The following is an 11,175-nucleotide window of genomic DNA, read 5'->3' as shown; positions in this document are numbered from 1 at the left end:
TAGCTCTTAGCTCTTAGCTCTTAGCTCTTAGACAGAAGAACATTTTGCCATCACAACTTATGTTACTGGCAGCTACCTGTCCTGTGTCAAACTTTTATACCCTATCTCTACACTCTTATTATAGCATATCTATCACAAAAAAGAAAGCGTTTTCTATCTTTTTTTGACATTTAAATACATAAAATATGGCATTATTTTAGATTGAATCGTAAAAGCGCCAAACGTATTATAAACATTGTTAAAATAGACGTAAAATATGTTATAATAGTCTCAATAATAGCTCAGTTCTTAAACACTATGTCAACAATTGTTTCACCCCAAAAGATGCTAATAAGGCATTAAAACTTTTGTATTTTCTGCTCCTCAAATCAACAACATCATATCTGAAAAGGAAAAAATGTCTGAAAAATTTTTAAATCAGCAAAATAATCTAGATAAAGCGATGCTAACAGTCACAAACTCACATGCTACTGGTCTGTCTATTGTTGCTTTAGTCTTAGGCGTTATCGCCATTATCGGCAGTTGGATCCCCTTTATCAATCTCATATCGATTGTGATTGGCATTTTGGCGATTATTTTTGGTGTTATCTGTCTTGTAAATGCTAACCGTGACCATATCAGTAAAGATTTTCCGCTCATTGGTATTGTTCTCGGGAGCTTAACTATTTTAATCAGTCTATCCATCACCTTGGGTAGCTTATACTTAATCGGTACTGTCGCTCCAGAGACAAAGACTGCCTCAAGTTATAAAGCCAAGGTAGATGACTTCCCCAATCATCAGTTTGATGATATGACGAATGAAGAATTTTTAACCGCCTTTCAGATACTTGCTGACGACTATGAAAATTTGGTAAAGGATTTTCAAAAAAATCCTGATGATACCACAACCAACACCAAAATCGCTGACCTATCAGAACGTTGGGACGATTTTATAACCTATTTTTATGATAACGAAGACATTTTTTCCGACGAAGATTATCAACGCGTTCTTGAAGTTGAAAAACGTCTGATGATTGCATCAAGAATTTTCATGCGCGAAAGTCCTGCAAGTAATTTACCTACTGACCCTATCGGTGTCTAGACTATAAAAAAGAAACAGGGAAAACGAAAAGCAAACTAACCCAATCCATTTGATTGTCTTAGTTTGCTTTTTCCTTTTGGTAACTGAGGACTTTCGTCCTAATCTCTTTGTATTTTAGGTCAACAATGTCTCATCTTCACCATTGCTTGCAATAACGTCTTGGTACCAGTAGTAAGAGTCTTTCGGGATGCGTTTCAACGAGCCTGTCATCGTTTCATCTTGGTCAACATAGACGAAACCGTAGCGTTTTTGGTAACCATTAAGCCAGCTCAAGAGGTCTGTATAGCTCCAAGTCGTATAGCCGATGACATCAACGCCATCAGAGATTGCTTCTTTAATGGCTAAAACGTGTTTTTTCAAGAAATCAATCCGATAATCATCGTGAACATGACCATCTTCAAGCTCGTCATATTCACCCAAACCGTTTTCGGTAATGAGGACTGGTAAGCGGTAACGCGAGGCAATTCGGCGTAATGCGATGCGCAAACCAACAGGGTCAATCGTCCAATCCCAGTTTGTTGTTTCAACAAATGGATTTTTCACTGTTTTTTGTAAGCCAGGGATACCTGAATCTTGAGAGGTGCCTTTTTTACCTGTCGTATTCATTTGATAGCTGTCTTTATTTTCAACGCCGCCGTCGATTGGATTCCAAGCGTTTGTCGCGGTTTGATAGAAGTTCAAGCCCATGAAGTCTGGTTTGGCAGATTTGAGTAATTCGGCATCCCCAGGTTCAAAGGTTGGTGCTATCCCAAGTTCTTTCAAATAATTCAAAGCAACGATTGGATACTCGCCATAAACATAAACATCCATCCAAAAATGTGCCATCATTTCCTCAGCATTTTCAGCTGCTAAGACATTAAGCGGATTAGCATCAATTGCATATTGTGGTGTATAGGCAAATGATGGTCCAATTTTACCTTCAATGCCCATCTCATGAAACTTGTTAATGACTGCCGCATTAGCCAAATTCGCATGGTGGTTGACTTGATAGAATAGCTTTGGATCTCTTTTCCCAGGTGGGTGTGTGGCAATTTGCCAGCCCATGTGCGTGAAGATATTTTGTTCATTTAGAGAAACCCAATATTTGACACGATCGCCATAGGCTTTGAATAAAGTCTCTGCATAATTCACGAAATCTGGAATGATTTGACGTGATTCCCAGCCACCATAGGCGTCTTGAAGGGTTTGTGGTAAATCCCAATGATAAATGGTTACCAAGGGTTCAATCCCATTTGCTAACAAATCATCAATTAAATCGCTGTAGAATTTTAAACCAGCTTCATTGACTTCACCTGTCCCATTTGGAAAAATACGTGTCCAAGCGATTGAGAAACGATAGGCTTTCATGCCCATCTCAGCCATGAGTTTCACATCTTCTTGGTAACGGTGGTAATGGTCGACTGCAATATCACCATTAGTCCCTTTGAAGGTTTTACCAGGGATTCTAACAAAGTTATCCCAGACTGATAGACCTTTACCATCTTCATCGTAAGCGCCTTCAATTTGGTAGGCTGCTGATGCGCTCCCCCAAAGAAAATCTCTTGGAAAAGCTGCTAATTTTTTATGTTCCATGTTCGACCTCTTTACTCTTTATGTACATAAGTATATAGTTATTTTAACAAAAAGTCAACTGTTAGCTGACTTTTTGTTGTTTTTATAGAATAAATATGATAAAAACTATATATGTTATAACTTGCCATTATAAGCTTGGAAAATATTATTTAAGATGGCTTTCATCTGACGTTTTTTAATCCATCCCAGGCCAATTTGCATCATTATATCATTCAGATTCTGGAAGAAACCGTGTGATTCCAAAGTTTCTGAAATGACGACTTCCGTCGTCGTATCATCAATCTTATGTAATTCCCAACGTGTCGTAAACGTATTTCTAATTGTTTTCGTTGTGAACGCATAGACTGACGGTTCTGTCACTTCATCAATCTTAATTTTACCTGCTTGATTTTGCTTAGCTCCGAATTTTTTCTTGTATTCAAAGCCAGTTAAACTAGAGACTTTAGGATGCTTTCCAGTATTTTTTTCGATATCATATAGACCAGATTCGAGTAATTTATCAAAAATAAACTGGCGTGGCACCTTCAAGGTTCTGATAATTTCCATTACTTAGATTCTCCGTTTTGATCTGATTTATCTTTTTTACTACCCACAATAACCATACCAAGGCCAAGTACAAACAATAGGATACTAACAATCACGAATGCACCTTTGCCTTGCACTGTTGTGATAAAAATCAGTAATGCTAAGCTGACAAAAGCCCATCCCCATTTTTGCATCATGATTTTACCACCTCAACGTTGAAGAACAAAGCGGCTCCCCACGGTTGAGCTTTAATAAGGGCTTTAGCTTCTGCTGCTTTTTCGTTTAAATCGCCATCTGCTTCGAAAAAGAGACGGATGCCTTTTTTCTCTACAAATCTGAAGCCATTTTCTTCCAAAACTGCAATCACGTCGTCTTGTTTCATTGCCATATTTACTACAAGCATATTCTACCTCTTTCTTTATCTTGGTCTATACTTATTTTATCATCTTTTAATGGAAAAAGACGACTCTCGCCGTCTTTTTTGAGCATAAGCTCAACAAAGTGAGACTTATAATTAAGCTTCTTCTTCCATTGAGTTCGCTGCGATAACAAATGGGAACCAGATTGCAAATGATGCGGCAAATGTAACTGCAGTTACAATGATTGCACGCCAGTCGAAACCTGTTGCCATGAACGCATTAATGAATGGCGGTGTTACCCATGGTACTTGCAAGACAACTGGTGAAACCAAGTGTAATGCAGTTGCAATGTAGGCAATTGTTACTGACACCATTGGTGCAAGTAAAAGTGGGATGAAGAAGAGCGAGTTCAATACCAACGGCATACCGAACATAACTGGTTCATTGATATTGAAGATACCAGGAGCGACAGAAAGTTTCGCAACTGTTTTGTAGTCTTCACGTTTAGAGAACCAAAGAATAGCGATGATTAAAGTGATTGTACCTGCAGTACCACCGAACCATGCAAAGGCATCCCATGAACCACGTACCCAAAGTGTTACAAAGTTACCATCGATAGCGTGAGTTTTATCAGTTGCACCTTTGGCAACGAGATCTTTAACACCTTGCAAACCAACTTTGTTGTAAACGTCCATGTTTGCAAGTTGGAGCGGACCCCAGATACCATCGAGAACAGCGCCCAAAACATTTGTACCGTGGATACCGAAGAACCAGAAGAGCGAAACGAAGAAAGTAACGATCAGTACTGAAACGATAGATTGTGACAAAGCTTGGAAAGGCTCAGCAATATATTTACTGATCAAGTAGATCAAGTCGTTACCAGTCCATACTTTAATGAAGTAGTAAATAATTGACACAACATAAACCGCAACGATAGTTGGGATAATGGCTAAGAAAGCTTTAGATACTGCTGGTGGCACTGAATCAGGCATTTTGATTGTGATATCAGCAAGCATTAATTTGGCATAAAGGATAACGGCAAGCGCACCCATGATGATAACAGTAAAGTAAGCACCCGCATCCAATTGACCTACAGAGAGACCCATTTTCCAAGTTGCAATACCTTGTGCAGCAATGTTGTTGTTAACAGTTTCCATTGCTTTTTCTGAGAGACCAGCAGTTGCGATACCGATGATGTTTGGCAGACCTGAAACCAGAGCTGCAACCCCTACGATACCACCTGCAAGTTCATTGACTTTGTACGCTTTTGAGAGGTTGTAACCCCATGAAAAGGCGAAAATAAGACCGATGATTGTCAATGTACCTTGGCTTACAAGGCTTGAGATGCCAGCAAGTTGTTCAAAAACTGGTTTATCAGAAAGTGTCCAAGAGCCATCAGATGCGCTACGTTGAACAAGTTGTTGTACGGCACTTGGTACGGTACCAATCATAACTGATACCAATGTTGCCATAGCCCCTACCATCGTCGCTGGCAACATACCAACAAACGAATCACGAAGTGCCACTAAATGTTTTTGCGAGCCAATTTTGGCTGCTACTGGGACGAGGTGTTTCTCCATCCACTGTTGTAATGCATTCATAAAAGTTTCCTTCCTTTTTCCAATTAAAGTTCAGCCCTATTCAAACTTAAACTTAATCAAATTCCTAAATCAAAACAATCGTGACATATTGGCACTACTGTTTTTAACCTTTAATAACTTTGTATAATTCGATGATTTCTTTTGCAAGGTCAACGAATGCGATACCTGTCATCAAATGGTCTTGAGCGTGTACCATGTAGATTGATACCGGTACATCTTCACCATTTGCAGCCTTAGTCAACAACTCCGTTTGCCCATGATGTGCTTCTACGATTGCTTTGCTAGCTGCTTCTATACGTTCGTCAGCTTTTTCAAAGTCACCTGCTTTAGCTGCACGAATCGCTTCGACTGCTGAAGATTTCGCTTCACCACCATACATAATTAAGGGCATAATGACTGCCATTTGTGCGTCGTCCATTTTTCTCCTCTCTTCGATTAGCATTTTTACAATAAAATAAATACGTGGATAACTTGCCATGATTTTGAAATCGCATACAAATCACCTACTCCATTATATTACCATGTCATATAATAAAATGCAAGCGTTTACTCAATTAAAAATATATAGTTATTTAGGTAGTTAAAAAACGCCCTAATCAAACTATATATAAGCCTTAAATGCATACTGATATCTACCAAGACCAACATCCAATAATTTTTTTGACACAATATAATATAGTTTTAGTTGATATTTAATAGCAGAACAATCAATTAAATCTCTTAATTGTAAGCTGTTGTTTAACGACTAAAATAAAATTGTATCTCAACCAACAAACGTAACCGTTTCAAATGGTCTATACCAATATAATATCATTTAATTTTCATTTTTGCAAGCGTTTTACTATCTAAACTATTAATTAGATTATTCACAAAGTAAACTTAAAAGGTAGTTTAAGCTATCAGTCAAAAAAAAATGACACAACTCTATGTTTGCATCATTTTCTGTCTTTTCTGGTTGACTAATGCCTAAGCTATCCCATAATTGTAAGTACGATCATCAACATCGCTGATACAAGGTAGATGATGAAAAATGTCGCCTTCTGAATCTCTGAAATCTTAGACTGCAAGATTTTCGGTGCAAAAGGCGCAGCCAACAGAACACCACCAAGTGCGCCACCAATGTGCCCGAAAATGCCGACTGCTGGTTGAAATAAATTAATCACGAGATTGGCAATAATAAGTATGGCAAATTGTTTGCCAACTGCCTGAAACGATGGGTTTTTAGTGAGATAACCTAGCATAGCCATGGCGCCAAAGATCCCAAAGAGGGACGTTGAAGCCCCTGCTAACAAGATATAGGGCTGCGCAAAAAAGGCTAAAATATTCCCAAAGATACCTGATAAGAGATAAATGGCTAAGAATCGTCGACTGCCGAAAACATCTTCAATTTGTCTGCCGATAAAAATCAGTGAAAAAAAGTTGAGCAGGAAATGTTCCCAACCAATGTGAACAAAAATAGGTGTGACAAGTCGCCAAAGATGGGTCGGATGTTCAATGAGGTCTGGTCCAAACAAAGCACCAAAATGAAAGAGGTTCATCGGTTCAGTGGCTTGTACGCCATTGGCTAAAAATTGAGATAGCCAGACGCCAAGGGTGATGATAGCTAAACTATAAGTTGCCGGGTAGCGGCTAAATTCTTTTTTAAAATTATTCATACGTTTCATTATACCTTAAAAATGTGTCTGACTGGGATATCGAATTTGTTTCTTTCTATAGTAGAAATAATCTGAAAGTCGTAAACAAAACTGGCGGTCTCGCCTGTGAAATCTGCTAAATAGCGGTCATAATAGCCACCTCCATAGCCGACACGGTAACCGTCTTCTGTCCATGCCAGTCCTGGTACGATGATTAGGTCAGGAATGACGGGGATATCAGACTTGGATTCTCTAACACCAAAAGGGGTTAGAAAGAGCGTGTCTTTATCGTAATCCGTGAAAATCATCTTGCTTTGGGGTAAAGTTTTTGGAATGACAATCCGCTTACTTGTATCTGACAGCAATCGCGTCATGTCAAATTCGAAGGGCATAGGCATGAAAAGGGCGATGATCGTCGCCTCCTGATAAATATCTGATGCTAAAAATTGTGCCATGATCGCTTGAGTTTGCTGGGTTTTGTCAGAAGAATCAAACGTTTTTAAGGCCAATTTCATTTTTTTACGTATTTCCGCTTTCTTTTTCATATCTTTTATGATACCATAAAGAGGTAGTTTGTATACGATTTAAAAAGTTTGGTTCATTTTGTTTCATCCTTTCTAAGCAGTTTCAGAATTACACAAAATTAAAATGCCCCCAAGGGGCGAAGGAGATTCAAAATGGCACAAGGTACAGTTAAATGGTTTAACGCTGAAAAAGGTTTCGGTTTCATCACTGGTCAAGACGGAAAAGACGTTTTCGTACATTTCTCAGCGATCCAAACTGACGGTTTCAAAACACTTGAAGAAGGTCAAGCAGTAAACTACGACGTTGAAGATGGCGCTCGCGGTTTGCAAGCTGTAAACGTAACTAAATAATTATTAGTTGCTGATAACATGAGACGATTTCTTGCGAAATCGTCTTTTTGTGTTATAATCTATATAGATTATCTATAGAAAACGATTTCATAAATCGATTTTTACTCAGATATACCAACCAATCCCCCTTTATAGAGAGGAAAACACGACACCGCGTCTGTCAACTATGACAGAGGCGCCCGCGTTACAAAGCTTATCATGATTGATTTAACTAAAGGAAAACCTATCAAAGTTATCTTGCTCTTTACTTTGCCACTACTTTTAGGTAATTTATTCCAACTTTTTTATAACTTTATTGATGCCATTATCGTTGGGCATACCCTTGGCAAGGATGCCTTTGCCGCTGTTGGCGCGACAAGTGCGCTAAATTTTTTGATTATGGGGTTTGCGATTGGCATCACCAGTGGTTTCTCCATTATCATCTCCCAGCGTTTCGGGGCAAATGATGATGAGGGCGTCAAGCACTCCTTTGCTATCGGGCTTTTTCTCACCCTGATCACGTCACTCGTCCTAACCGTCATCGCCTTTACTCTGGCGCAACCCTTGCTTGAACTCATGCAGACACCACCAGAGTTAATCAAGGACGCCCATGATTTCCTAAAAGCCATCTTTGGTGGCATGGTCTTTACCGTCCTATTTAACTACCTCTCCAATGTCCTGCGAGCGATTGGCGACTCTCGGACCCCCTTAATCGCTCTGATTATCTCGACAATTCTAAATGTTATTTTAGAGTTTGTCTTTATTCTCGGGCTCCATGCTGGCGTCTTTGGCGCTGGGATTGCGACGATTATCGCACAAGCCTTCTCCGTGCTCTATCTCGTCATCTACATCAAGCTCAAAGTGCCCGTGCTGCACCTGCACAAACAGCACTTCAAGCTCGACAAGAAAGCAATCAGCAAGCACGCCGCACTTGGTTATCCCATGGGCTTTCAATCTAGCATCATCGCCATCGGTAGCTTGACCTTACAAATCGTTCTCAATAAAATGGGGACCGATGTGGTCGCCATGCAAGCCATTGGTCGGCAAATTGATCAGCTTGCCATGTTGCCCATGATAAGCCTTGGGCTTGCCGTGACAACCTTTACCGCACAAAACTTCGGCGCGCGCCAGTACAAGCGCATGCTCATCGGTCTCAAACACGCCGTGATCATCGACGTTATCTGGGGCATCGTCTTTGCTGCTATCCTCATCACCTTTAACCAGTTCTTCTCCGGTTTATTCATCAGCCACAGCGAAACTAAAATCATCCACCTCGCTTTCGAGTATTACTTGGTCAATGGTCTCTTTTATTGGATCTTAGCCATTCTCTTTGTTGTGAGAGCTTTCATTCAAGGCTATGGCAACAGTTTAGTGCCGACGCTTGCAGGCATGGCAGAACTTGTCATGCGGGCTGGAGTTTCCGTACTGAGCCTCGTCACCATCGGCTTGATTGGCGTGCTCTTTTCAAGTCCTGCCGCTTGGATTGGCAGTGTGATTATCCTTGTGCCTAGCTACTTTAAGATTACCAAGGATTTGCGTCAGCGTAGTGATCAAACACTTGATACTGATGATTTAGATGAGACTCTGGAGATTATTTGATATATTATTGATAGTTATAAAGCCCACCCAGATTGTAAAATTGGGGTGGGCTTTAGTCTGTCTCATCAAAATTTTTATTTATGAACTTTAATTTTTTGTTATAACTCGTGCAAAAAAGCAAGTCACGAATTGATGTGACTTGCTTTTGAATTGGATAAGAAGTCGACACTCATCCTTAGTCAGATTTAATTAACCGTAAGATATAGAGCCGGTCGAACAGGATAAACATCTGGAATACCTGGATTAAAAACAGTATTGCCAATATTTCCACCAAAATCATTCATATGTCCGCTTGAAGTAATACGAGAAGCATAACCATTCATATTTCCTACTGAACGTAACCAAAAATTCCCTTCATTAGCACCAATAGACCTCAAAGAATTGATCACTCCAGTATTTTCAGTTAATATACTATCAGAATAAGTATTCAGATCATCATAGCTTAAAGCAAAAGCTTTACGTTCCTTATTATCCCTAGTAACTGTAAGTGGAAAGGCACTAACTTTGTACCAATCTCCATAATACCAGTTATTATAACCTACACCTACAAGCTCAGGAATTGATTTCTGAAAGGCATCAAAATCAGGATTATTTAGATTCACACCTAGCACACTCTCTTGTTCTGATTTTGAAACAATGTTATCTTGATAATATTTATCAATCACTGCTTCTAACGTGCTGCCTTCGTAACCATTTTTACCTTTGTCATCAAAGAATGTCGTCCTATCTGTCCTAAATTTGACCAAAGCTACTGAATCATCACCAGAGCCCATTACTTCTTTATCTGTTAAAGCATTGACTTTAATCACCAAACGCTCTTTAGTTGAATTTGCTGATATATTGATAACACGATAAATCGCATCTGACCAGATAAAATCATCTGCAAGGCTATTAGTCGCACCTAATTGCTTATAGTAAACGGCATAAAGCGTTTTATCTGTCTGGATATTATTGATTTCATGAACAGATTTTACTTTATAACCTAGATATTTTTGGTCTGGCGCATTGAGCGCTAGACGGATATCAGTGTAATCGTTTTCTGGTACATAAAGCGTTGCTGTTTTAGCTGCACTTGCACTTTCTGCCCAGCCTAGGAAATATTCGTTGGCTTTATCAGGTGCTGCAGGAATAGCTAAGTCAGGATGGCTTGCTGTGATTTTATGAGCTGGCATGATTTCTTGACTACCAGCAAAGTCTTTAAAATAGACCTTAGCAACAGCTTCCTCTTCCCATTTGGCATAAAGCGTGATGTCCTTAGCAGGCATAGTATCTGTTGTAAAATTCCAAGCTGTATCTGAGAAGTTTGATGTCGCATACCAACCTTCAAACTCATAGCCAGTTTTAGTTGGTTCACTTGGTTCAGTGACTAGCACACCCGCCACGACATCTGTTACTGGCGCAACATCTGAACCACCATTACTGTTAAATGTCACAGTGTAAGTTTTAGGCGTTGTTTTACCATAAAAGGTTTTGTCACCTTGGTCAGCTTTGGCGATACTTGTGATGACATCACCAGTACATTCTTTATTGTCATACCAACCTGAGAAGATTTCAGTCACGTATGTTGGGCTTGGTAAGTAAGTCGTTTTAACACCAGCGATGTAGCCATCTGGGTCTAAATCTGTGACTTCTTTATCATTGATATAGTAAGTAATCGTGAAGTTGTTAGAGACACCTGGCTCACCTGGTTCACCTTTATCACCAGTTTCACCCTTGTCGCCGGTCTCACCTTTGTCGCCTTGGTCACCTTTGTCGCCAGTGTCACCCTTGTCGCCTTGGTCGCCTTGGTCCTCGGTGTCGCCCTCAAAGTCTCCCTCAGCGGCTAAGTGGAACACATGGGTTGCACCAGCCAGCTCAACCGCATGATTGCGTACTTCATCACGGTGATGATAGGTCTTTTCTGCCGCATTGACAGTTGCGGCACTGCCCAGTCCTACGATAAGCAAGACT

At 39.9% G+C, this 11,175-nt stretch carries 12 protein-coding genes; 3 read left to right on the top strand and 9 right to left on the bottom strand.

Features of this window, described 5'->3' with window-relative positions:
- The first annotated feature begins 397 nt into the window (after positions 1 to 397).
- Positions 398 to 1,081, top strand: coding sequence for a DUF4190 domain-containing protein (locus RR45_RS10210; RefSeq protein WP_031366944.1), 684 nt, complete (start codon positions 398 to 400; stop codon positions 1,079 to 1,081).
- Positions 1,082 to 1,195: 114 nt separating this feature from the next.
- Here the strand turns inward: RR45_RS10210 and RR45_RS10205 are convergent, their stop codons facing one another.
- The 8 genes from RR45_RS10205 to RR45_RS10175 form a co-directional block, all read right to left on the bottom strand.
- Positions 1,196 to 2,653, bottom strand: a complete 1,458-nt coding sequence (locus tag RR45_RS10205) for a glycoside hydrolase family 1 protein (protein ID WP_031366943.1) — start codon at positions 2,651 to 2,653, stop codon at positions 1,196 to 1,198.
- Between the two features lie 114 nt (positions 2,654 to 2,767).
- Positions 2,768 to 3,199 (bottom strand): DUF3284 domain-containing protein, encoded by a 432-nt coding sequence (locus tag RR45_RS10200; protein ID WP_031366942.1) that lies wholly within the window; start codon positions 3,197 to 3,199, stop codon positions 2,768 to 2,770.
- Complete coding sequence (locus RR45_RS11300; RefSeq protein WP_167362609.1) at positions 3,199 to 3,375, bottom strand: hypothetical protein; 177 nt, start codon at positions 3,373 to 3,375, stop codon at positions 3,199 to 3,201. The genes RR45_RS10200 and RR45_RS11300 overlap by 1 nt, the downstream gene beginning before the upstream one ends.
- Positions 3,372 to 3,581 (bottom strand): hypothetical protein, encoded by a 210-nt coding sequence (locus tag RR45_RS10195; RefSeq protein WP_031366941.1) that lies wholly within the window; start codon positions 3,579 to 3,581, stop codon positions 3,372 to 3,374. The genes RR45_RS11300 and RR45_RS10195 overlap by 4 nt, the downstream gene beginning before the upstream one ends.
- 111 nt (positions 3,582 to 3,692) lie before the next feature.
- Positions 3,693 to 5,138 carry a PTS sugar transporter subunit IIC gene (locus RR45_RS10190; protein ID WP_031366940.1) on the bottom strand — a complete coding sequence of 482 codons (1,446 nt, stop codon included), beginning with the start codon at positions 5,136 to 5,138 and terminating at the stop codon, positions 3,693 to 3,695.
- 103 nt (positions 5,139 to 5,241) lie between these two features.
- A complete protein-coding gene (locus RR45_RS10185) occupies positions 5,242 to 5,556 on the bottom strand; it encodes a PTS sugar transporter subunit IIA (protein WP_031366939.1) in 315 nt (104 codons plus the stop codon).
- Positions 5,557 to 6,109: 553 nt separating this feature from the next.
- Positions 6,110 to 6,793 carry a rhomboid family intramembrane serine protease gene (locus tag RR45_RS10180; RefSeq protein WP_031366938.1) on the bottom strand — a complete coding sequence of 228 codons (684 nt, stop codon included), beginning with the start codon at positions 6,791 to 6,793 and terminating at the stop codon, positions 6,110 to 6,112.
- A gap of 8 nt (positions 6,794 to 6,801) precedes the next feature.
- A complete protein-coding gene (locus RR45_RS10175; protein ID WP_031366937.1) occupies positions 6,802 to 7,317 on the bottom strand; it encodes a 5-formyltetrahydrofolate cyclo-ligase in 516 nt (171 codons plus the stop codon).
- 132 nt (positions 7,318 to 7,449) lie between these two features.
- On the opposite strand from RR45_RS10175, the gene RR45_RS10170 reads away from it, so the two are divergent.
- Positions 7,450 to 7,647, top strand: coding sequence for a cold-shock protein (locus RR45_RS10170; protein WP_003138831.1), 198 nt, complete (start codon positions 7,450 to 7,452; stop codon positions 7,645 to 7,647).
- 198 nt (positions 7,648 to 7,845) lie between these two features.
- The gene (locus RR45_RS10165) at positions 7,846 to 9,225 is read left to right on the top strand and encodes an MATE family efflux transporter (RefSeq protein WP_031366936.1); all 1,380 of its coding nucleotides are present in this window, start codon (positions 7,846 to 7,848) and stop codon (positions 9,223 to 9,225) included.
- Between the two features lie 185 nt (positions 9,226 to 9,410).
- Here the strand turns inward: RR45_RS10165 and RR45_RS10160 are convergent.
- Positions 9,411 to 11,175 (bottom strand): InlB B-repeat-containing protein (locus RR45_RS10160; protein WP_179295339.1); only part of this gene is annotated, 1,765 nt, incomplete at its 5' end.

This window comes from Pseudolactococcus chungangensis CAU 28 = DSM 22330, from assembly GCF_002441885.1.
Lineage (GTDB): Bacteria > Bacillota > Bacilli > Lactobacillales > Streptococcaceae > Pseudolactococcus > Pseudolactococcus chungangensis.
Note: the sequence above shows the minus strand (reverse complement) of the source record. Positions and strands in the feature narration are given on the sequence as shown.

Coding starts and splice junctions, on each gene's coding strand:
- RR45_RS10210 (WP_031366944.1), top strand. CDS start 398: ATGTCTGAAAAATTTTTAAATCAGCAAAATAATCTAGATAAAGCGATG.
- RR45_RS10205 (WP_031366943.1), bottom strand. CDS start 2,653: ATGGAACATAAAAAATTAGCAGCTTTTCCAAGAGATTTTCTTTGGGGG.
- RR45_RS10200 (WP_031366942.1), bottom strand. CDS start 3,199: ATGGAAATTATCAGAACCTTGAAGGTGCCACGCCAGTTTATTTTTGAT.
- RR45_RS11300 (WP_167362609.1), bottom strand. CDS start 3,375: ATGATGCAAAAATGGGGATGGGCTTTTGTCAGCTTAGCATTACTGATT.
- RR45_RS10195 (WP_031366941.1), bottom strand. CDS start 3,581: ATGCTTGTAGTAAATATGGCAATGAAACAAGACGACGTGATTGCAGTT.
- RR45_RS10190 (WP_031366940.1), bottom strand. CDS start 5,138: ATGAATGCATTACAACAGTGGATGGAGAAACACCTCGTCCCAGTAGCA.
- RR45_RS10185 (WP_031366939.1), bottom strand. CDS start 5,556: ATGGACGACGCACAAATGGCAGTCATTATGCCCTTAATTATGTATGGT.
- RR45_RS10180 (WP_031366938.1), bottom strand. CDS start 6,793: ATGAATAATTTTAAAAAAGAATTTAGCCGCTACCCGGCAACTTATAGT.
- RR45_RS10175 (WP_031366937.1), bottom strand. CDS start 7,317: ATGAAAAAGAAAGCGGAAATACGTAAAAAAATGAAATTGGCCTTAAAA.
- RR45_RS10170 (WP_003138831.1), top strand. CDS start 7,450: ATGGCACAAGGTACAGTTAAATGGTTTAACGCTGAAAAAGGTTTCGGT.
- RR45_RS10165 (WP_031366936.1), top strand. CDS start 7,846: ATGATTGATTTAACTAAAGGAAAACCTATCAAAGTTATCTTGCTCTTT.